Source organism: Paenacidovorax caeni (assembly GCF_001298675.1).
Lineage (GTDB): Bacteria > Pseudomonadota > Gammaproteobacteria > Burkholderiales > Burkholderiaceae_C > Paenacidovorax > Paenacidovorax caeni.
In genome coordinates this window covers 1-20,719 of the sequence record NZ_CYIG01000048.1, presented here as the reverse complement: position 1 = coordinate 20,719, position 20,719 = coordinate 1, and the positions used below count along the sequence as shown (strand labels likewise).

General features: G+C 65.8%; 20 protein-coding genes, 1 tRNA gene and 1 pseudogene. 14 read left to right on the top strand and 8 right to left on the bottom strand.

Features of this window, described 5'->3' with window-relative positions; translation table 11 throughout:
* Nucleotides 1-153: 153 nt before the first annotated feature.
* The 5 genes from BN2503_RS16145 to BN2503_RS16125 are packed head-to-tail and all read left to right on the top strand — an operon-like array spanning nt 154 to nt 3,304.
* On the top strand, nt 154-780 hold the full coding sequence (locus BN2503_RS16145; protein ID WP_139235580.1) for a hypothetical protein: 627 nt from the start codon (nt 154-156) through the stop codon (nt 778-780).
* Nucleotides 777-1,304 carry a hypothetical protein gene (locus BN2503_RS16140; RefSeq protein WP_054257662.1) on the top strand — a complete coding sequence of 176 codons (528 nt, stop codon included), beginning with the start codon at nt 777-779 and terminating at the stop codon, nt 1,302-1,304. The genes BN2503_RS16145 and BN2503_RS16140 overlap by 4 nt, the downstream gene beginning before the upstream one ends.
* Entirely contained in the window at nt 1,297-1,911 is a 615-nt protein-coding gene (locus BN2503_RS16135; RefSeq protein WP_054257661.1) for a hypothetical protein, read from the top strand. The genes BN2503_RS16140 and BN2503_RS16135 overlap by 8 nt, the downstream gene beginning before the upstream one ends.
* Nucleotides 1,908-2,129: an excisionase family protein gene (xisR, locus tag BN2503_RS16130; protein WP_054257660.1), complete on the top strand. Its 222-nt coding sequence runs from the start codon at nt 1,908-1,910 to the stop codon at nt 2,127-2,129. Before BN2503_RS16135 ends, xisR begins: the two co-directional genes overlap by 4 nt.
* Nucleotides 2,105-3,304: a site-specific integrase gene (locus BN2503_RS16125; RefSeq protein WP_074930489.1), complete on the top strand. Its 1,200-nt coding sequence runs from the start codon at nt 2,105-2,107 to the stop codon at nt 3,302-3,304. The genes xisR and BN2503_RS16125 overlap by 25 nt, the downstream gene beginning before the upstream one ends.
* A 75-nt stretch (nt 3,305-3,379) precedes the next feature.
* On the opposite strand, the gene BN2503_RS16120 is transcribed toward BN2503_RS16125, so the two are convergent.
* The 3 genes from BN2503_RS16120 to BN2503_RS16110 all read right to left on the bottom strand — a co-directional run bounded on the left by BN2503_RS16120 (nt 3,380) and on the right by BN2503_RS16110 (nt 6,667).
* Nucleotides 3,380-3,456, bottom strand: a tRNA-Val gene (locus BN2503_RS16120).
* 56 nt (nt 3,457-3,512) lie between these two features.
* A complete protein-coding gene (locus BN2503_RS16115; RefSeq protein ID WP_054257658.1) occupies nt 3,513-5,741 on the bottom strand; it encodes a RelA/SpoT family protein in 2,229 nt (742 codons plus the stop codon).
* A complete protein-coding gene (locus BN2503_RS16110) occupies nt 5,738-6,667 on the bottom strand; it encodes an alpha/beta fold hydrolase (RefSeq protein WP_054257657.1) in 930 nt (309 codons plus the stop codon). The genes BN2503_RS16115 and BN2503_RS16110 overlap by 4 nt, the downstream gene beginning before the upstream one ends.
* A gap of 70 nt (nt 6,668-6,737) precedes the next feature.
* Between BN2503_RS16110 and BN2503_RS16105 the strand changes: the two genes are divergently transcribed.
* On the top strand, nt 6,738-7,520 hold the full coding sequence (locus BN2503_RS16105) for a 3-hydroxybutyrate dehydrogenase (RefSeq protein ID WP_054257656.1): 783 nt from the start codon (nt 6,738-6,740) through the stop codon (nt 7,518-7,520).
* Nucleotides 7,521-7,590: 70 nt separating this feature from the next.
* Here BN2503_RS16105 and BN2503_RS16100 read toward each other — a convergent pair whose 3' ends face one another.
* Nucleotides 7,591-8,307 (bottom strand): SIMPL domain-containing protein, encoded by a 717-nt coding sequence (locus BN2503_RS16100; protein ID WP_139235544.1) that lies wholly within the window; start codon nt 8,305-8,307, stop codon nt 7,591-7,593.
* Between the two features lie 217 nt (nt 8,308-8,524).
* On the opposite strand from BN2503_RS16100, the gene ompR reads away from it, so the two are divergent.
* Entirely contained in the window at nt 8,525-9,256 is a 732-nt protein-coding gene (ompR, locus tag BN2503_RS16095) for an osmolarity response regulator transcription factor OmpR (RefSeq protein ID WP_054257654.1), read from the top strand.
* Between the two features lie 70 nt (nt 9,257-9,326).
* Nucleotides 9,327-10,823, top strand: a complete 1,497-nt coding sequence (locus BN2503_RS16090) for a sensor histidine kinase (RefSeq protein ID WP_054257653.1) — start codon at nt 9,327-9,329, stop codon at nt 10,821-10,823.
* Nucleotides 10,824-10,903: 80 nt separating this feature from the next.
* Here the strand turns inward: BN2503_RS16090 and ispF are convergent, their stop codons facing one another.
* Nucleotides 10,904-11,392 carry a 2-C-methyl-D-erythritol 2,4-cyclodiphosphate synthase gene (ispF, locus tag BN2503_RS16085; protein WP_054257666.1) on the bottom strand — a complete coding sequence of 163 codons (489 nt, stop codon included), beginning with the start codon at nt 11,390-11,392 and terminating at the stop codon, nt 10,904-10,906.
* Nucleotides 11,393-11,406: 14 nt separating this feature from the next.
* Entirely contained in the window at nt 11,407-12,231 is an 825-nt protein-coding gene (locus BN2503_RS16080) for an IspD/TarI family cytidylyltransferase (RefSeq protein WP_054257665.1), read from the bottom strand.
* A 71-nt stretch (nt 12,232-12,302) separates the two neighbouring features.
* Here BN2503_RS16080 and mfd point away from each other — a divergent pair, with 71 nt between their 5' ends.
* The 5 genes from mfd to BN2503_RS16060 all read left to right on the top strand — a co-directional run bounded on the left by mfd (nt 12,303) and on the right by BN2503_RS16060 (nt 18,722).
* The gene (gene mfd / locus BN2503_RS16075) at nt 12,303-15,770 is read left to right on the top strand and encodes a transcription-repair coupling factor (protein ID WP_054257652.1); all 3,468 of its coding nucleotides are present in this window, start codon (nt 12,303-12,305) and stop codon (nt 15,768-15,770) included.
* Nucleotides 15,771-15,990: 220 nt separating this feature from the next.
* Nucleotides 15,991-16,662, top strand: coding sequence for a hypothetical protein (locus BN2503_RS16070; protein ID WP_054257664.1), 672 nt, complete (start codon nt 15,991-15,993; stop codon nt 16,660-16,662).
* Between the two features lie 90 nt (nt 16,663-16,752).
* The gene (locus BN2503_RS19595; RefSeq protein ID WP_175537976.1) at nt 16,753-16,923 is read left to right on the top strand and encodes a DUF3149 domain-containing protein; all 171 of its coding nucleotides are present in this window, start codon (nt 16,753-16,755) and stop codon (nt 16,921-16,923) included.
* Between the two features lie 72 nt (nt 16,924-16,995).
* On the top strand, nt 16,996-17,709 hold the full coding sequence (gene serB / locus BN2503_RS16065; RefSeq protein WP_054257651.1) for a phosphoserine phosphatase SerB: 714 nt from the start codon (nt 16,996-16,998) through the stop codon (nt 17,707-17,709).
* Nucleotides 17,710-17,933: 224 nt separating this feature from the next.
* The gene (locus BN2503_RS16060; protein WP_054257650.1) at nt 17,934-18,722 is read left to right on the top strand and encodes a MetQ/NlpA family ABC transporter substrate-binding protein; all 789 of its coding nucleotides are present in this window, start codon (nt 17,934-17,936) and stop codon (nt 18,720-18,722) included.
* Between the two features lie 159 nt (nt 18,723-18,881).
* On the opposite strand, the gene BN2503_RS16055 is transcribed toward BN2503_RS16060, so the two are convergent.
* The gene (locus tag BN2503_RS16055) at nt 18,882-19,529 is read right to left on the bottom strand and encodes a LysE/ArgO family amino acid transporter (protein ID WP_054257649.1); all 648 of its coding nucleotides are present in this window, start codon (nt 19,527-19,529) and stop codon (nt 18,882-18,884) included.
* A gap of 70 nt (nt 19,530-19,599) precedes the next feature.
* On the opposite strand from BN2503_RS16055, the gene BN2503_RS16050 reads away from it, so the two are divergent.
* Nucleotides 19,600-20,523, top strand: coding sequence for an HTH-type transcriptional regulator ArgP (locus BN2503_RS16050; RefSeq protein WP_054257648.1), 924 nt, complete (start codon nt 19,600-19,602; stop codon nt 20,521-20,523).
* Nucleotides 20,524-20,571: 48 nt separating this feature from the next.
* Here the strand turns inward: BN2503_RS16050 and BN2503_RS20175 are convergent.
* A pseudogene (locus BN2503_RS20175) lies at nt 20,572-20,719 on the bottom strand (IS1595 family transposase); the annotation flags it as partial.

Below are 20,719 nucleotides of genomic sequence, written 5' to 3'. Positions count from 1 at the left end.
AAACGGCGAAAGCCTGAGCCATCGGGGCTGCAAGGCCCCTCAATGCACGAGGTGCAGACCGCCGTAAGGCCTCATCGCGCATTTAAAACGGGCTGGCGTCCAATCGTGCCTATTCGGATCCGTCAATCATGGGGTTGTGAGAGGTTCCCCTACGTGTCCTATTTGATGTGCGAGATCGTGAAAAACGACGAATTCATGAGTGAATTCACGGGGCCCGCAGAGCTGTTCAATGCGGCTGAAAATCAAGTCGCGATCCTTGCCTACGGCGACGAAGGCGACCAACCGGTGGAAGTGACGAGGACCGAGATTGAGTCACTGGCAGACGCGCTCAGAGCGGCTATGGAATCGCTTGACGCCGCAGCCAAAGACAGCCCGTTGGGCACACCTATTGCGGTGGCCGTGTTGGGCCATTACGCACAGGAACTGCTGGCGCGCATCGCAGATGCACTGGAAGCGAGCCCCGCCACCCTCGCACCACTGATGGCGCTCAGCACTTACTCAGGACTCCGCCCCCACCGCGACCGTCCGACACCGCCGATCCGCCGGATAGACAAGGATTTGAAATCAGCGTTGAACGTGATTGCGACCCAGGCATCCACGCTCAGTGAATTCCTCTGGCATGCCAAGGACACCGCCGAAGAGAGCCATGACCTGCGCGCTGCAAATTACTTTCTCGTGGCACAAGGCTTAGCCGAGTACATCGGCATCGTCGCCGATGAAAGCACTGGGAGTAATTTCATCGGCGGAGCGCTGGATTGGGCCAAAGGAGGTGCAGCATGAGCACCGCCGTTGCAGAACGTCCAAAGGTAAAAGCTCGCGCCGGGGAGGTGGCAGAGCCCATCAACTTCAGCGCGAGCGTGAAGTCTGAGGTTGCTGATACTGCCAAGACAGTCCCCTCCCACCAATGCGGACTACCCGGCGCGCAGATTGACAGCCTTGCTGCCAGATTTGATCACGCCAAGATCATCCTTCAGACCCTCGTGCATGTTTTCGGAGGGGACGCCGAAACGAATGACCCCTGCGCCGTGCCGGGCCTGCACGGCGTGGTTCAAAATGTTCAGTGGTTGCTCTGCCGCCTCCACCAGGAGATCATGGAAGTCGATGGCGAATTGCCGCACGACTTGCGGTGGCGCACATTCGAGGCAAGCGAGCTGATCAACTTGATAGAGCACCTCGAATTCAACAACAAATTCGAGTTCAGCCGGTGGCATACACATTGGACATGTGGCTACTTCGACACTGCGCTTTTTGCAGTGGAAACGGCGATAGCGGCACTGAACCAAGTGGAGAGAACCCATGCCTGACCACTTGCGCACCGCAAAGCCCGGCAGCATCGTCGAGTACATGCTGCAGCAGGAAGCCGCCAAGCAACAGAACGCCGCTGCCGTACTGTCCAGCTCCCCCGAGGTCATCGACATGGCGGCCTGGTACGAACAGCACGTCGCGCTACTGCATCAGTTCCTGTATCGCACCCTGTGGGCAATCGCCAAGTCGCCCGCGAGGCGCAATACCAAGCTGGTGAAGATCCTCGAACAAGCTCACTCGGACATAAAGAGCCACACGCAGAAAATCGCTGGGAACGCTGTGCCCACCGTGCTGACGCGTGACGGGAACCACACTATCGCCTACGAGCAGCTGGCCGAGGCCAGGGCCAAGGTACAGGTGCTCACCGCCGAACTGGCCCAGGCCCGGGAAGATTTGGCTGCAGCCAAGGTCGAAGGCTGGCTCCCGGCCTTCGATGTGATGAGCACCCGCCAGGAAGAGCTGGCCATCCAGTTCTGCCAGGAGATTGCAGGACGCCGCGGCGAGCCTGGCAGCCTGCCCGATCCCGTGCGCCTGCTGGAGATGGCCCAGGCGCTGTATGAGGCCGAGCGCCAGGATCTGTGCCCCATGGCAAAGGGGGACGCATGACGCAGCAAGCAGATAACACCCAGCCATTCGTGCAGTCGGCGCGCTTCGTGACGATCAAGCTGTGCGCGACCATGACAGGCCTGTCGCCAGCTGCCGTCGAGAAGCGCATCGAGCGCGGCCACTGGGTTGAAAACAAGGAGTGGCGCCGCGGGCGCGACGGTCGTATCTGGATCGACACCAAGGGGATAGAGGCATGGGTGCTTCAGGCAACGGAGTAGAGATCCGGGAAAAAAGCATCCGCCTGTTCTTCGTCCACGAGGGACAGCGATGCCGCGAGACCCTGACGGTGGCCGGCAAGCCTGCCGCGCCAACGGCCGCGAACGTGAAGTACGCCCACCGGGTGGCCGCAGAGATCCGGGACAAACTCAGGCTCGGCACCTTCAGACTGGAGGACTACTTTCCCGACAGCCCGCGAGCCAAAGCGGGCCAGACAGCGAACACCTCGAGTACCTTTGGTGCGATGAGCACGATGTGGCTGCAGACGAAGGGCCGCTTGGCGAAGAACACCCTGGAGCAGTACACCAACGCCCTGAACGTGTGGAAGACGCTGCTGGGCAACGACACTCCCATGGTGAAGATCACGCATGGAACCGTGGCCGCGAAGGTTGGCAGCTACCCGTGGAAGTCGGCGAAACTCCTGAACAACTACCTGATCCCGCTGCGAGGCGTATTCGCGCTGGCCGGGCGCGAGATGAAGATCGACAACCCCATGGAGGGCATCGAGAACAGCAAGCACCAGGCCCAGCCACCAGACCCGCTGAGCCCTCAGGAAATGGAACAGGTGCTGGACCACCTGCGCAAGCACTGCGACATCCGCGCCTGGGCCTATTTCGAGTTCGCCTTCACGACAGGCATGCGCCCTGAGGAGTTGATTGAATTGCGCTGGGGAGACGTGGACTGGGCGGCCGGCACGATCCGCGTGCAGCGCGCACGCACCGCCGGCGAGGTGAAACCCCTCAAGACCTACAACGCACGGGACGTGGACCTGGTGGCACGCGCCGTTGCGGCCCTGGAAACAATGAAGCCCTGGACGATGGTGGGAAGCAGCGACAAAACAGACCAGGAGCTCGGGCGCCGCATCTTCGAGAACCCTGTGACGGGTCGACCATGGCACGACGAGCGCAGCCAGCGGGATACATTCTGGCGCCCTGCCCTGCGCGTATGCGGCATCCGCTGGCGCCGGGCGTACCAGACGCGCCACACCTACGCAACGAATGCGCTGGCTGCGGGCGTCAACCCGACGTACATCGCCCGACAGATGGGCCACAAGAACGCCAAAATGCTCTTCACCGTCTACGCCAAGTGGATCGACGGGGCAGACCGCGGGCGAGAAAAGGCAAAGCTGGAAGCGGCGCTCAGAAACGAAAAAGCCACCCATAAAAAGGTGGCTTGATCTGAGTTGGAACACTTGCAGTTCCCCAAGAGTTCCCTGAAAACCTGAAGTCTGGCGCTCTTCAGAGGGAAAACTTGGTAGGCGCGATTGGACTCGAACCAACGACCCCCACCATGTCAAGGTGGTGCTCTAACCAGCTGAGCTACGCGCCTGTGTTTGTTCGAGAAGCGAGAGTATAGCAGTAAAAAAGGGCGCTCCGAAAAATCTGTCAACGCCGACGTGCAGATCGCACACCAGGCACCCCTGCCACGATCGCCAGCACCTTGTTGAGCCGGCCGGAGTCTGCGACTTCGACAGTGAAAGTCATCCAAGCCGTACCCTTGACCGACTGGGTCTGCACTCCGATCACGTTGGTTTTCTCGCGGGCAAACACATCGGAAATGTCGCGCAACAGGCCCTGGCGGTCCGCAGCTTCCACAGCCACATCGACGGGATAGACGATGGAGGCCACGGCAGTGGGTTTAGGCAAGCCCCAGGCCACCTCGATCACACGCTCAGCGTTGCGCGCTGCCATCTCGCGGAAATTGCTGCAATCCGCGCGGTGCACGCTCACGCCCTTGCCGCGCGTGACGAATCCGCCAATCTCGTCCGGCGGTGCGGGGCGGCAACACTTGGCCAACTGGGTCATCAGCGAATCGACGCCGACCACCAACACGCCCCCCTTGGACGCCGCATCGGGCCGCGCCTTGCGGATCAGTAGCTGCTCGTCCAGCGGCTGTTCGGGCTCGGGCGGGCGCAACAGGTTCTCGATGTTGCGCAGGGAAAACTCGTCCTTGCCAACGACCTCAAACAAAGCGTCGGCGGTCTTGAAGCCGAGTTGCACAGCCAGGTCGTCCAGCTTGAAGGCTGTCTTGCCCTCGCGCTGCAACAGCTTCTCCACTGCCTCACGCCCGCGCGCCACGGTTTCGTGCGTGGCCTGGGCATTGAACCAGGCACGCACCTTGGCACGCGCGCGCGGGCTCACCAGGTAGCCCAGCTCGGCGTTGAGCCAGTCGCGCGAAGGGCGTCCCTCTTTGACGGTGACGATTTCCACCGTCTGCCCGCTTTGCAGCGGCGTGTTCAGCGACACCATGGCGCCATCCACGCGCGCCCCACGGCAGCGGTGCCCCAGACTGGTGTGCACCGCATAGGCGAAGTCCACCGCCGTGGCGCCCTTGGGCAGCTCGATCACGGCGGCATCCGGCGTGAGCACGTAGATGCGGTCGTCGAACAGGTCGCTGTGGCTGGAGTCGGCCATGTCGCGCCCCCAGGCCAGGAGCTGGCGCAGCACGGCGATCTTGGCGTCGTACTCGCCGCTGGCGGAGACCCCGGCGTAGCCCTTGGTGCCCGCCTCCTTGTAGGCCCAGTGCGCGGCAACACCGTGCTCGGCGTGGTCGTGCATGGCCTGGGTGCGGATCTGGATCTCGATGGCGCGCCCGGACTCGTCGCGCACCACCGTGTGCAGCGACTGGTAGCCGTTGGGCTTGGGCTTGGCGATGTAGTCGTCGAACTCCTCCTCGATCGACTCGAACTGCGCATGCACCCACGACAGCGCGGCGTAGCAGTCCTTCACGGAGGGCACGATCACGCGCAGCGCCCGGATGTCGAACACTTGGTCGAAACCCAGCGACTTGCCACGCATCTTCTTGACGATGCTGTAGATGTGCTTGGGCCGCCCTGACACGCTGGCGCTGATCGAACGCGCGCGCAGCTCCGACTCCAGCCGGCCGCGCAACTGCTCCATGTAGACCTCGCGCTCGATGCGTTTTTCATCGAGCAGCCGCGCGATCTCCTTGTAGGTCTCGGGTTCGAGGAAGCGGAACGACAGATCCTCCAGCTCCCACTTCATCTGCCAAATGCCCAGGCGGTTGGCCAGTGGCGCGAACACGTGCAGCGCCTCGCGCGCCAGGCTCGGCGGCACGGCGCGCTTGCTCGCGGCGTAGAAGCGCAGCGTCTGCAGGCGCGACGCCAGGCGCAGCAGCACCACGCGCAGGTCGCGCGAGAAGCCCAGCAGCATCTTGCGCACGTTCTCGGTCTGCAGCGCCACGTCGTCCAGGCGCTGGCCCGAGGTCTCGGCCCCGCGCGCCTGCTCCTGCACACGCATCAGCTTGGTGGTCTCGACCGCCAGCGTAGCGAAGTTCTCGCCGAAGGCCTTGGCGATGACCTCCTCGGGCCGGTTCAGGTGCACGCAGGCATGGACCAGGTAGCTGGCCGCCTGCATGGCCTCGGAACCGCCAATGCCTTTGAGGATGGACGCCACGGCGTCGGCGTGCGCCAGCGTGTTCTCGCCGGTCTCCATGGTTTCGTTGGCCAGCAGCGGCTCGGCGAAGGCGCGCGCGCGCACCAGCGCGTGCGCCTGTTCGGGCAGCGACTGCGCTGTGGCTGCGATGAGCGGCGAGACCGCTTCACCCCCCTGCGTAGCGCCAGCGGGTGATGTTCCTGCGGCAATGCTCCTCATGCGGCCTCCTGCAAGAAAGCCTGGACAGCCGCAACCTGGTCGTCCGCCACCAGCGTCGGTGCATGGCCAACCCCCGCGAACTCGACCCGCTGCGCACGCGGGCCGCGCTGCGCCATGGCCTGTGCCGTGGCTGCGGTGAGGAGGTCAGAGTCGGCACCGCGCAGCAGCAGCGTGCGCGCCTGAATCTGGTCGTACAGCTGCCACAGCACCGCCTCGCCGGCCAGGGCGGTCTCCTCGGTCATGGTTTTGAACGGCACGGCCAGGGCCGGGTCGTAGTGCAGTCCAAAGCCGCCGCCGGGCAACGGCCGCAGCATGGGCTGCGACAGAGCCAGCCACTGCGCCTGCGTGTGCGGCCCAAACGATGTGGAAATGGCCCACAGCGCGGCAGCTGCCTGCTCCTGGGAATCAAAGCGCACCGGCTGGCCCAGGTACTGGCCGATGCGCTGCAGCGCCTGCCAGGCAATGGCCGGGCCCACGTCGTTCAAAACCAGGCGGCGCACCGGCGCCGGCAGGGGTAGCCCTGGCTGCCCGGCGATGGCCATGCCGATGAGCCCGCCCATGCTGGTGCCAACCCAGTCCAGCGTTGTGATGGGGGCCTGCTGGTGCACCTGCGCCAGCAGGGCCAGCATGTCGGCGGCGTATTGCGGCACCTGGTAGGCCATCGGGTCGGCCAGCCAGTCGCTGTGGCCGCGCCCTGCCACGTCCGGGCAAACCACCCGAGCCTGGCGTGCCAGCCGCTGCGCCAGCACGTCGAAGTCGCGCCCCTGGCGCGTCAGCCCGTGTACGCAGACGATGACATGGGGATGCTGCGGGTCGCCGGTCGCGTTCCACTCCCAATAGGCCATGCGGTGCTGGGCCTCGTGCCCTGCGGTAGCGGTATGCGCAGCGCCTGCGCACCATACGTAGTTCAGCCTAGGTTCAATCATGGGTGCGTGAGCGGGGAAGCATGGCTCAATAATTGCCGGGTTCCATCCTAATTCATCCGGAGAGTCTCTTATGCTGAAAGGCAAAACCGCGCTGGTCACTGGCTCCACCAGTGGCATTGGTCTGGGCATTGCGAAAGCGCTGGCGCGCCAGGGTGCCAACATCGTCATGAACGGCTTTGGCGAAGTGGACGGCCCGCGCGCCGAAGTGCTGGCCGCGGGCCAGGCGGCGGGCATCCAGGTGGCCTACCATGCGGCCGACATGAGCCGCGCGGCCGACATTGAAGACATGATGAAGTACGGCGCCGACCAGTTCGGCCGCATCGACATCGTGGTGAACAACGCTGGCATCCAACACGTGGCCAGCGTGGAAGACTTTCCGGTCGAGCGCTGGGACGCCATCATCGCCATCAACCTCACCAGCGCCTTCCACACCACGCGCCTGGCGCTGCCCGCCATGAAGGCGGCCAACTGGGGCCGCATCATCAACGTGGCCTCGGTGCATGGCCTGGTGGGCTCGGCGCAGAAGTCGGCCTACGTGGCGGCCAAGCACGGCATCGTCGGCCTGACCAAAGTGACCGCGCTGGAGACCGCCCCCACCGGTGTGACCTGCAACGCCATTTGCCCCGGCTGGGTGCTGACGCCGCTGGTGCAAAAACAGGTGGACGCCAAGGCGCAGCAACTCGGCGTTTCCAACGAGGAGGCCAAGAAAGTGCTGCTGGGCGAAAAAGAGCCGTCGATGCAGTTCACCACCCCGGAGGAGCTGGGTGAGTTGGCCGTGTTCTTCTGCTCCCCGGCCGGAAACAACGTGCGCGGCGTGGCCTGGAACATGGACGGCGGCTGGGCCGCACAGTAAGCGCAACTCCTAAAAAGAGAGCTGCTAGCGCTTATTCCTAAAGCGCTAGCGCCCGTTTTTGCATCAAAAGCTAGCGCATCTGCACGGAGCCCGAGACGCTGACCTCCACCTGCGCCTTGCCCGCCTCCACCGGCACCGGGGCGGCATCGCCCAGTGCCATGGCCTTGGCTTCCATGGCCATCATGCGCGGGCGTGGCCCGGATGCGCCCTCGCTGCTCTGCACGGCCACCTCGCGCAGCGTGTATCCCCCAAAGCCGAAGCTGCGCGCCAGCGTGGCCGCGCGCGCCTTGAACTGCTCGATGGCCTGGGCCTGGGCTTCACCTTCGGCCTGGGTGCGCGCCTCGGGCGAAAGCCCAAAGCCGATCTGGCTGATGGCCATGCTCTGCACCTTGGCCGCCGTACCGGTGATGCGCGCGAAGTCGCGCCCCTGCAGCAGCAGCTCGGCGCGGCCCTGCCAGCCGGACATCTTGCCGTCCTTGCCATAGCGCGGGTACAGCCCGAACGCGCCGGTGCGCACGTCCAGCTGCCCTGGCTGTGCCTGGCGCTTGGCTTCGGCCAGCGCGGCGTCGAGTGCCTGGCGCAGCTGCGCCTGCACTGCCGCCGCGTCGCTGCCCTCCTTGCTGGTGACCAGCGTCAGCACCAGCCAGTCCTGCACCACTTCGGTGCTGCCGGTGGCCGACAACTGCAGCACGTTCTGCGGCGGTTGTGCCGCTGAATTTTGGGAAAAACTGGCACTAGCGCATGCCAGCATTGCGCTAGCAGCTATGATTTTTGATATTTTTCGCATGGGCGCAGACATCCTTTCATGGCGTCCGTGCGCACACCGCGCACGGCTTGGGCGCCACGTTAACCGCTCCCACAGACGCCCGTGCAAAGCCCCCGCAACACGCTGGTGCACCCGGGCAAAACATGTAACAGTTGGTCAGGTGTGGGCCGAATGACTGAACTTCCCGGCGCAAGCTGGTCAGAATCGGCTCTGTTACAAATTGGACTGGGGAAGAACCATGGCCACAACCGCCAACCGTACCGACAAGATTCTTGTGGTGGATGACGATGCACGCATCCGCGACCTGCTGCGCCGCTACCTCACGCAAGAAGGCTTCGAGGTCATGATTGCGGAAGACGGCAAGGCCCTGAACCGCATCCTCCTGCGCGAGACGGTGGATCTCATCGTGCTCGACCTCATGATGCCCGGCGAGGACGGCCTGTCGATCTGCCGCCGCCTGCGCGCCGCCAACGACCGCACGCCCATCATCATGCTCACCGCCAAGGGCGAGGATGTGGACCGCATCGTCGGCCTGGAGGTGGGTGCCGACGATTACCTGGGCAAGCCCTTCAACCCGCGCGAGCTGCTGGCGCGTATCCACGCCGTGCTGCGCCGCCGCCCGCCGCAAGAGGCACCGGGCGCCCCCTCGGGCGACAACGAGGTCGTCACCTTCGGCCCCTTCACCTTCGACATGGGCACGCGCGCGCTGCAGAAGAACGGCGAGGAGCTGCCGCTGACCACGGGCGAGTTCGCCATGCTCAAGGCCCTGGTGCGCCACCCGCGCCAGCCGCTGTCGCGCGAGAAGCTGGCGCTGCTGGCGCGCGGCCGCGAGTTCGAGCCCTTCGACCGCAGCCTGGACGTACAGGTCTCGCGCCTGCGCAAGCTGATCGAGGTCGATGCCGCTGCACCGCGCTACATCCAGACCGTGTGGGGCGTGGGTTACGTGTTCGTTCCTGACGGAACGAACTGACGCCGCCCACCCTGAACCGCCTGCGGCGCCCGCCCGCCCGCAGGCGGGCGCCCGTTCCACCGCGCAACCCATGAACGCCACCCAAGACGCCGCTTCTGAAGCCACCAGCCCGGCCCCGCTGGAGTCCACCGTGCGTGCGCCCGTTCAGGGCTCGCGCATGGGGCTGAACCTGTTCTGGCGCACCTTCTTCCTGCTCGCGTTGCTGCTGGTGGGCTCCATCCTGGCGTGGCTGCAGACGCTGCGCGCGCTGGAGTTCGAGCCGCGCACGCTGCATACGGCGCAGCAGATCGCCTCCATGGTCAACCTGAGCCGCGCAGCACTGGTGCATGCCGACGCCATCGCGCGCGTCTCGCTCATCAAAACCATGGCGGACCAGGAGGGCGTGCGCATTCTGCCGCGCGAGCCGGGCGACCATTTCGAGCTGCTCGACAGTTCCGACCTGGGCCTGCGCCTGACCGAGGCCCTTACCGAGCGCCTGGGCCCGGGCACCGTGGTGGCACGCAGCGTCAACGGCGAAGAGGGACTGTGGGTGGGCTTCACCATCAACGACGACCCCAACTGGCTGCTCATGGACCGCTCGCGCTTCAGCCCCGCTGGCGGAAAGACCTGGCTGGTATGGCTGGCCACGGCCACCATTCTGTCGCTGGTGGGCGCGGCGGCCATCGCCGGGCTCATCAACCGGCCGCTCAAGCAGCTGTCCAACGCCGCCAACCGCGTACGCGAAGGCGATTTCGCTGCCAGCCACCTGGACGAAGAGGCCGTGACCAGCGAAATCCGCGAGGTCAATATCGGCTTCAACCGCATGGCGCAAAAGCTCGCCAAGCTGGAGCAGGACCGTGCCGTGATGATCGCCGGCATCTCGCACGACCTGCGCACGCCGCTGGCGCGCCTGCGCCTGGAAACCGAGATGAGCGTGAACGATGACGTGGCACGCGAGCACATGGTGGCCGACATCGTGCAGCTCGACGCCATCATCGACAAGTTCCTCGACTACGCGCGCCCCGACCACGTTTCACTCACGCCAGTGAACTTGCACGCCGTGGTGTCGTCCTGCGTCTACGCCGTGCAGGACCACCGCGAACTACAGATCACCATGAACGTGCCCGAGGATCTGAACGTCATGGCCGACGAGGTGGAATTGGCACGCGTCATCTCCAACCTACTGGAAAACGCGCGCCGCTATGGCAAGACGCCTGACACCGACATCACCAGTGTGGAAATCGCCGCCAAGGGGCGCGAAAACTGGGTGCTCATCAAGATCCGCGACCGGGGCAAGGGCGTGCCGCCCGAGCAGCTGGCCAATCTGACCAAGCCCTTCTTCCGCGGCGACTCGGCGCGCACCGCAGCCGCGGGTGCCGGCCTGGGCTTGTCGATCGTGGACAAAACGGTGCAGCGCATGGGCGGCATGTTCGCGCTGGCCAATTCCAGCACCGGCGGGCTGGCCGCGCACATCCAGCTGGAGCGTGCACGCAACCAGCCCAAGGGCGAGGACCCGAAGCAGCGCCTGCAGCGCCCGCAAATCAAGCGCCACCTGCCCCGGCGCCCGCCGGCCGAGGACAAGGTCTGAAAAGCATCGGATTTTGAGCCAAAAAAGCCTCCAGGCCTTACCCAGCAAGCGCTAGAAGCTATTCAATCAATAGCAAATCTTCAGCCTGCCCCACGTCGCACGAGCAGCGCTACCGCACGTGCTTCAATCGCCAGGCCCTGGCCCACGGGCCCCAGGCGCTCAGCGGTCTTGGCCTTGATGTTGATCTGGCCTGTCTCCAGCCCCAGCGCATCGGCGATGCGCGTTCGCATGGCCGGAATGTGCGCGGCCAGGCGCGGCGCTTGCGCCACGATGGTGCTGTCGATGTTGCCCACTTCCCAGCCCGCCGCGCGCACGCGCCGCAGCGCCTCGGCCAGCAGTACGGCCGAATCGGCGCCGCGGAACTGCGCGTCGCTGTCGGGAAAGTGCGTGCCGATGTCGCCCAGCGCCGCCGCGCCCAGCAGCGCGTCGGTGATGGCGTGCAGCAGCACGTCGGCATCGGAGTGGCCGAGCAGGCCCAGGGCGTGCGGCACCTGCACGCCCCCCAGCACGAGGCGGCGCCCCGGCACCAGGGCGTGGATGTCCCAGCCCTCGCCTATGCGGAAATTGATCATTCGAAAAAAACTCAGGAGAAAAAAGGATTGTTGCGCGGATCGCCCACCGCCACGCCGCGCGCGCCGCCAAAGCGCTCCAGCGTGCCACTGTGCATGCGCAGCGTGAGCACTGCCGTGGCCAAGGCAAAGTCGTCGGGATAGGTCACCTTGAAATTCTGCGCGCCGCCCGGCACCAGGCGCGGGTGCAGGCCCGCCGCCTCGATGGCGCTGGCCTCGTCCGTCACCGCCAGCCCGGCACGCTCGATGGCGCCCAGCAGCGTGCCGATACGAAACATCTGCGGCGTCTGCGCCAGCCATTTGTCGCTGCGCTCCACGGTGCTGGCCACGCGCACGCCGCCCGGGCCGTCGGTGGCGGTCTTGAGGGTGTCGGCCAGCTTATGGCCCAGCAGGCCGCCCACGGCATCGTGCGCGCAGGCATCGATGAGCGCATCGATGCGCTCGGCAGTGATGAGGCAGCGCGCCGCGTCGTGCACCAGCACCCAGTCGGCGGGCACGGCGCCGCGCGCCAGCAGCGCGCGCAGCCCGCCCTGCACCGTGGCCGCCCGCGTCGGACCGCCGCAGGGCGCGGTGAAATAGCTGGCGTGCGGGTAAGCGTCAAGGAAATGGTCTCCCGGCGCCACGGCCACCAGCGTGCCCGCCAGCCGCACCACGCCGGCGAACGCCGTGAGCGTGTGCAGCACCAGCGGGTGGCCCGCCACCATCTGGTATTGCTTGGGCAGGTCTGCGGCCGCCCCCGCAGGCACGGCGCGCGAGCCTGTGCCCGCGCAGGGCACCAGGCCCCAAAAACGCCCGGGGGTGCCGGGGGCGAAGGATGGCGGTGCTGGCATCTCGGTCATGCGCGCCATTCTAGAATTCCTGCCTTGCCCTGAACCGCCTGCCCGCCCCCCGCGCGCACCAGGCCGCCCGCATGCAACTGCCCAAACTCACCCCAGGCAAACGCTTTGCCCTGCCCCGCCCGGCAGGCAGCAGCGATGCCCTGCTGCTCGCCCACCTGGGCGAGCGCGAAAAAGCCGCACAACGCACCGTCGCCATCGTCACCGCCGACGCCTCCGACGCCAGGCGCCTGATCGACGAGATGGCGTTCTTTGCGCCCGCTCTGCGCTGCGCCATGTTCCCCGACTGGGAGACGCTGCCCTACGACGCTTTCTCGCCACACCAAGACCTGATCAGCGAGCGCCTGTCAGCGCTCTGGCGCATCTCCCAAGGCGAAGCCGACGTGGTGCTGGTGCCCGCCACCACGGCGCTGTACCGGCTGGCGCCGCCGTCGTTTCTGGCGGGCTACACCTTCCACTTCAAGACCAAGCAAAAGCTGGACGAGGCCCGGCTGCGCGCCCAGCTCACGCTGGCGGGCTACCAGCATGTGAGCCAGGTGGTCAGCCCGGGCGAATACGCGGTGCGCGGCGGGCTGATCGACCTGTTTCCCATGGGTTCGCTGCAGCCCTACCGCGTGGACCTGTTCGACGACGAGATCGACTCCATCCGCACCTTCGACCCCGACAGCCAGCGCAGCCTCTACCCCGTGCCCGAGGTACGGCTGCTGCCCGGGCGCGAGTTCCCCATGGACGATGCGGCGCGCGCGCGCTTTCGCAACCGCTGGCGCGAGCTACTCGAAGGCGACCCGACCAAGAGCCGCATCTACAAAGACATGGGCAACGGCGTGGCGACGGCGGGCATCGAGTACTACCTGCCGCTGTTCTTCGACGAAACCGCCACGGTGTTCGACTACCTCGGCGAGCAGGCCACGCTGGTGCTGCACGGCGAGCTGGAAGGCGCCTTCCAGCGCTTCTGGCAGGACACGCGCGAGCGCCACCGCATGCTGGCCGGCGACCCGGAGCGCCCCGCGCTGCCGCCCGATGCGCTGTTCCTCAGCGCCGAGCAGTTCTACCAGCGTGCACGCGACTGCGCCCAGCTCGCGCTGCGCGAGGGCACGGCCGATGTGGAAGACAACGCCTTTGCCCAGAAGCTGCCCGAACTGACCGTGGTGCGCGGCGCCGAGGACCCGCTGGCGCGCCTGCAGGCGCACATTCGCGCCACGCCGCAGCGCGTGCTGCTGCTGGCCGAGAGCAACGGGCGGCGCGAGAGCCTGCTCGACTTCCTGCGCGCCTCGGGCCTGAACCCGCCCGCGTTTGATTCGCTGGCCGAGTTCGAAGCCCATGGCGACGAAAAGATCGGCATTGCCACGGCCGCGCTGGCGCAGGGCTTTGCCTGGGCGGAACAAGGCATCGACTTCGTTACCGAAACCGAGCTCTTCGCTGCCGGCCCCACCACACGCCGGCGCAAGAAGCAGGAGCAGGTCAGCGACGTCGAGGCACTGATCAAGGACCTGTCGGAGCTGAACGTGGGCGACCCCGTGGTGCACAGCCAGCACGGCATCGGCCGCTACCGTGGGCTGGTGAACATGGACATGGGGCAGCAGAACCCCGATGGCTCGCCCGCGTTGCAGGAATTCCTGCACCTGGAGTACGCCGACAAGGCCACGCTCTACGTGCCCGTCAGCCAGCTGCAGCTCATCAGCCGCTACACCGGTGTCTCTGCCGACGAAGCGCCGCTGCACAAGCTCGGCAGCGGCCAGTGGGAAAAGGCCAAGCGCCGCGCTGCCGAGCAGGTGCGCGACGCCGCCGCCGAGCTGCTCAACATCTACGCCCGCCGCGCCGCGCGCCAGGGACATGCCTTTCGGTACAGCCCGCAGGACTACGAGCAGTTCGTGGCCGACTTCGGCTTTGAGGAAACGGCGGACCAGAACGCCGCCATCCATGCCGTGATCCAGGACATGATCTCGCCCCGTCCGATGGACCGCCTGGTGTGCGGCGATGTCGGCTTTGGCAAGACCGAGGTGGCGCTGCGCGCGGCCTTTGTCGCCGTCACGGGCGGCAAGCAGGTGGCCTTCCTCGCGCCCACCACGCTGCTGGCCGAACAGCATTACCAGACGCTGGTGGACCGCTTCAGCAAATGGCCGGTGAAAATCGCCGAGGTCTCGCGCTTTCGCTCCGGCAAAGAGATTAGCGCGGCGATCAAGGGCATTGCCGACGGCTCGGTGGACATCGTCGTCGGCACGCACAAGCTCTTGAGTGAGTCCACCCAGTTCAAGAACCTGGGCCTGCTCATCATCGACGAGGAGCACCGCTTTGGCGTGCGCCACAAAGAGGCGATGAAGCAGTTGCGCGCCGAGGTGGACGTGCTCACCCTCACCGCCACGCCCATCCCGCGTACGCTGGGCATGGCGCTGGAAGGGCTGCGCGATTTGAGCGTGATCGCCACCGCGCCGCAGCGCCGCCTGGCCATCAAGACCTTTGTGCGCAACGAAGGCCAGGGCGTGATCCGCGAAGCCGTGCTGCGCGAACTCAAGCGCGGCGGGCAATGCTACTTTCTGCACAACGAGGTGGAAACCATTGAGAACCGGCGCCAGAAGCTGGAGGAGTTTCTGCCCGAGGCACGCATCGCCGTCGCCCATGGCCAGATGCCCGAACGCGAGCTGGAAAAGGTGATGCGCGACTTTGTGGCGCAGCGCTACAACATCCTGCTGTGCTCGACCATCATCGAGACCGGCATCGACGTGCCCAGCGCCAACACCATCGTCATCAGCCGCGCCGACAAGTTCGGCCTGGCGCAGCTGCACCAACTGCGCGGGCGCGTGGGCCGCAGCCACCACCAAGCCTACGCCTACCTGCTGGTGCCCGATACCGAGGGCCTGACCAAGCAGGCGGCGCAGCGCCTGGACGCCATCCAGCAAATGGAGGAGCTGGGCAGTGGCTTCTACCTGGCCATGCACGACCTGGAGATTCGCGGCGCCGGCGAGGTGCTGGGCGAGAGCCAGAGCGGCAACATGCTGGAAGTGGGCTTCCAGCTTTACAACGAGATGCTGTCCGAGGCGGTGAACAGCCTCAAGGCGGGCAAGGAGCCCGACCTGCTCGCGCCCATGCAGGCCGCCACCGACATCAACCTGCACGCCCCCGCGCTGCTGCCCAATGACTACTGCGGTGACGTGCACCTGCGCCTGTCGTTCTACAAGAAGCTGGCCACCGCCAGGGCCAGCGCGCAGATCGATGCGCTGCTCGAAGAGATCGTGGACCGCTTCGGCAAACTGCCGGCGCAGGCGCAAACCCTGATCGACGTGCACCGCCTGCGTGTGCTGAGCCAGCCCTATGGTGTGCAGAAGGTGGACGCCGCGCCGGGCGTCATCACCATCACCTTCAAGCCGCAGCCGCCGGTGGACCCCATGGCCATCATCGCGCTGATCCAGAAGAACAAGCACATCAAACTCGCGGGCAACGAAAAGCTGCGCATCGAGCGTGCCCTGCCCGACCCTGCCGCGCGCGCGCAATTGGTGCGCGACCTGCTGCGCAGTCTGGGCCAGCCGCTCACGGCCACAGCTTAAAAAGGATAGCGGCTAGCGCTTGCCAGACAATGGCCAGCGCCCGATTCAGCGCCTTAACGGCATGCCGCAAGTATGTCCGCTGCTGCTATGCCCGCACCGAGCGAACGGGGGTGCGCACCAGGCCAGGCGCCGCTCCCGTGGTGGCGTACCATTCCGACTTGCTCCGCACATGCGCCCCGTCATGCGCTTGTGCGCTTTTTTCGCCCACCTCCACCAACACATGCCCTGGGAAATTGCCCTGAACGCCCTGGCCCTGCTCGTGGCGCTGGCGCTGCGGCCCTGGCGCATGCTGGCGCCGCGCCGCCTGCGCACGCCGCAGGGGCCTGTGAACGAGTCTTCGCCCCTGATCACCCCGCTGCTGGCCACGCTGGTGTTGCTGCCGTGGATGTGGGCCCTGCCCACGCTCACGCACATGCCGTTGCAGCTGCAGTGGTCCGGCGCCTGTCTGGTGGTACTGATGCTGGGCTGGCCGCTGGCCGTTCTCGTGCTGGTGGGTGTGGGTGGGCTGGCCTGGCTGCTCTCGCCCGCCATGGACTGGGGCCAGGCCCTGGCGGCCATGACCTGGCAGGGCGTGGTGCCAGCCACGCTGGCCCTGTGCCTGGGCGCGCTGCTGCGCAGCCTCACGGGCACGCGTCCATTCGTCTACGTGCTGGGACGCGCCTTCCTGGGCACAGTGGCCTGCCTGTTCACGGCGGGCGCGCTGGCGCAGTTCGGCGGGCACGAGCTACCGGGGGTGGACGAAGACCTGTCCCTGGTGGCGCGCTGGCTCATGGCCTGGGGCGATGGCTTCGTCACGGGCATGCTCGCGGCCGTCTTCGTGGCATTCAAACCGAGCTGGCTCGCCACCTGGTCCGACCGGCTTTACCTCCCGCCCCCGGGCAAGACTGACTAAGGTCAAACGCAGACTTGATCCAAAACAAATTCCCACAGACTTCCTAGGGGCATAGTGAGGCATCATCTCTGTGACTCTATGGAGGGAGTTATGAAGCTACTGACCGACCTGTTCGCCACCGACTACGGCCTCATGAGTGTTTTCGTGATCGCCTTCATCCTGATCATGGCGGTGTTCTTCATCCGCCTGTTTCTGGGCAAGATCAACGAAGGTGCCGTGAGTGCGCCGCCGGTCGTGCCAGGCAACAAGGCAAAAAACTAAGGTTCCTGGGTTCTCCTCTGCGCGGGCTACCATTGCGGGCTTTGTGACCGCAGCGTAGCCCGCTTTTTTTTCATGACCCACGCCACCGAATTCGCACCTGGCATCACCGTACGGGGCATCACCGCGCCCCTGGCCCTGAAGGACTACAAGCTCATCGCTTTCGACATGGACTCGACGCTCATCAGCATCGAGTGCGTCGATGAAATCGCCGCCGCCGTGGGGCGCAAGGCCGAGGTTGCGGCCATCACCGAAGCGGCCATGCAGGGCGTTATCACCGACTACAAGGAAAGCCTGCGCCAGCGCGTGGCGCTGCTGCGCGGCGTGACGGCGGCGCAGCTCGAAGCGGTCTACACCGAGCGCCTGCGCTTCAACCCCGGCGCCGAGGCGCTGGTCGCCGCAGCCCGTCAAGCGGGCCTGACGACGCTGCTGGTGTCGGGTGGCTTCACCTTCTTTTCCGACCGCGTGAAGGCCCACCTGGGCATCGACTACGCGCGCGCGAACATGCTGGAGATCGACAACGGCGTGCTCACCGGCCGTATGGTCGATCAGTCCTGGGGCGACATCTGCGACGGCGCCGAAAAGCGCCGCACGCTGCTGGAATTGGCCTCGCTCATGGGCATCGCGCCGCACCAGGCCATCGCCGTCGGTGACGGCGCCAACGACCTGCCAATGATGGGGGCGGTCGGGCTGTCGGTGGCCTACCACGCCAAGCCTACCGTGCGCGCACAGGCGAAGGTGGCCATCCACGAGGGCGGACTGGACCGGCTGCTGGAAGTGCTGCGCTGAGCCAGCAAAAAAACTCCTGTATTCATAGCTGCGAGCGCTTACCAGGCAAGCGCTTGGTGTTGTTTTCATGCTTTTTTTGCAAGATAAGAAACCCACTTCATATATGAATATGAAAATAAAAGATACCCACTAAAGCCACGCCCGCACTACACTTGTACGCAGCCAGCGCCGTGCCACCAGCACGGCGCGGTGCCATCCAACCCCTTCCAAGAAACGGATCTCCGATGCTGAAGAAAACCCTCACCGCGATCGCCCTGGCCGCCGCCGCCCTTGGCGCCAACGCTGCCGACGCCGTGCTGAAAGTGGCCGCAACCGCCGTACCGCACGCCGAAATCCTGAATTTCGTCAAACCCCAGCTCAAAGCCCAAGGTGTGGATCTGCAGGTCAAGGAATTCAGCGACTACGTGCAACCCAACATCGCCGTGGAAGACAAGCAGCTGGACGTGAACTTCTTCCAGCACCAGCCCTACCTGGACAGCTTCAACAAGGACCGCAAGACCAGCCTGGTGGCCGTGCCTGACGGCAAGGTGCACGTGGAGCCCTTTGGCGCCTATTCGAGCAAGATCAAGAACATCAAGGATCTGAAGGACGGCGCCTCCGTGGCCATCCCCAACGACCCGTCCAACGGCGGCCGCGCGCTGATCCTGCTGGCCAAGCAGGGCCTGATCGAGCTGAAGGACCCCAAGAGCCTCACGCCCACGCCGCTGGATGTGGTCAAGAACCCGAAGAAGCTGAAGTTCCGTGAACTCGAAGCCCCGTTGCTGCCGCGTGCGCTGAACGACGTGGACCTGGCGCTGATCAACACCAACTACGCCATCGAAGCCAAGCTGAACCCGACGCAAGACGCGCTGTTCATCGAAGGCGCCGACTCGCCCTACACCAACATCGTGGTGTCGCGCACCGACCGCGCCCAGGACCCCACCATCGCCAAGCTGATCAAGGCCCTGCACACCCCTGAGGTGAAGAAGTTCATCCAGGACAAGTACAAGGGCGCCGTGGTGCCCGCGTTCTGAGCCCGGCTCACACCCCACCCCATGAAACGCTGCCCCAGGGCAGCGTTTTTTATTGCCGCCGCCCCAAAGCAATCACGTCTTTGGCGGGACCGCGCCCGCACCGCGTGGGCACATGCGGGGCATGTATGCCAGGCACGGCGGCGCATGGCAGCCCCGCCCTCAGGTCCCCTGCGCCACCCACCAGGCCAACACCAGCATCATGGCGCCGGTAAGACCGTCCAGCACGCGCCAGGCACGGGGGTTGGCAAACACGCTTTGCAGACGGCGCCCTGCCAACGCCAGGGACACGAACCAAACCAGGCTGGCACTGGCCGCGCCCAGCACGAAGACGCCCTTGAGCCAGCCCTGCTGACGCGCGCCGATCGAGCCGATCAGCACCACCGTATCGAGGTAGACATGCGGGTTGAGCAGCGTGATCACCGCCAGCCCGCTGACCACGCCAAGCACGCCGCGCACCACACGCGCACCGCCTGCGGCATCCATGCCGCCCCCGGGCGCGAACAGCGCGCGGTGCCAGGCAAACAGCCCGTACGCCAGCAGGAACAGCGCCCCGCCCCACTGCAGCCACTGTGCCAGCGTGGGTGAGCGGCCCAGCAGCTGCGCCATGCCGGCCACGCCCAAGCCCACCAGCAGGGCATCGCTGGCCACGCACCAGGCCACGCACACGCGCACATGCTGACCACGCACCGCCTGGCGCAGCACGAACAGGTTCTGCGCCCCGATGGAAACGAGCAGCGACATGCACACGGTAAAACCCGCGAGCCAGGAGGAAGACCAGGGCGCCAGGCCCGCAACAAGGTTCGACATGCGCCCGATCGTAGGTGGGCACACGGTTTACGTACACTTCAAATTCCTAACCCATATTTAGAAATACTTCATGCTCGACTACGCTGGACTTGAAGCCCTGGCCGCCGTGCTGCGCGAAGGTAGTTTCGAGCGCGCCGCGCGGCGCCTGCACGTCACGCCCTCGGCCGTGTCGCAGCGCATCAAACAGCTGGAGGAGCGTGTGGGCCAGGTGCTGGTGCAGCGCGGTACGCCCTGCACCGGTACGGCGGCTGGCCGGCGCTTGTGCCTGCACCTGGAGCAGGTGGCCTTGCTGGAGCACCAACTGCGCCGCACCCACCCTGACCTGCTGCCCAGCGCCGCGACCGTGCCCACGCTCAAGCTGGCAGTGAACGCCGACTCGCTCTCCACCTGGTTCATGGACACGGTGGCCGCCTTCACCGCCGGGGGCGAAGAGCTGCTCGACCTGCGCATCGACGACCAGGAACACACCGGCGAGCGCCTGCGCCAGGGCGAGGTCATCGCCGCAGTGACCGCCACGGGCACCCACATTCCTGGCTGCAACACCTGGCCCCTGGGCACCATGCGCTACGTGGCGGCGGCCAGCCCCGCCTTCGTGCAACGCCATTTCGCCGCAGGCCTGACCCCGGCAGCGCTGGCGCGCGCGCCCATGATGATCTACGGCCGCAAGGACCGGCTACAGGATCAGTGGCTACACGGCCAGGGACTGACGCCGCGCACCCAGGCGCCGCGGCACTTCATGCCATCCGCCATGGACTACATGCGCGCATGCGAAATCGGCGTGGGCTGGGGCATGCACCCGACGGTGCTGGCGCGCGCGCAGTTGGCCCAGGGCTCGCTGGTGGAGCTGAAGCCAGGCGCAGTGCTCGACGTGCCGCTGTACTGGGCCCACCCGCGCAGCGCACAGCAGACACTGGAACGGCTCACACAGTGCGTGATGGCCGCCGCCCGCGCCTGGCTGACAGCCCCAGAGGAAGCACCAGTCGCTCCCAAATAAATAGCTGCCAGCGCTCACCCCACAAGCGCTGGAGGCCATTTTCCCTGATTAGCTACTTACCTCAGAAACGCGCAGCAGCGTCAAAGGCAGCGGCCCAGTAGTCACCAAAGCCTTCAACAGCCTAGGCAGCATGGCAGGCAGATCAAACCGACGGTTGAATCGCCAGCAAAACTCGGCCAAGTAGCGCTGGGCATAC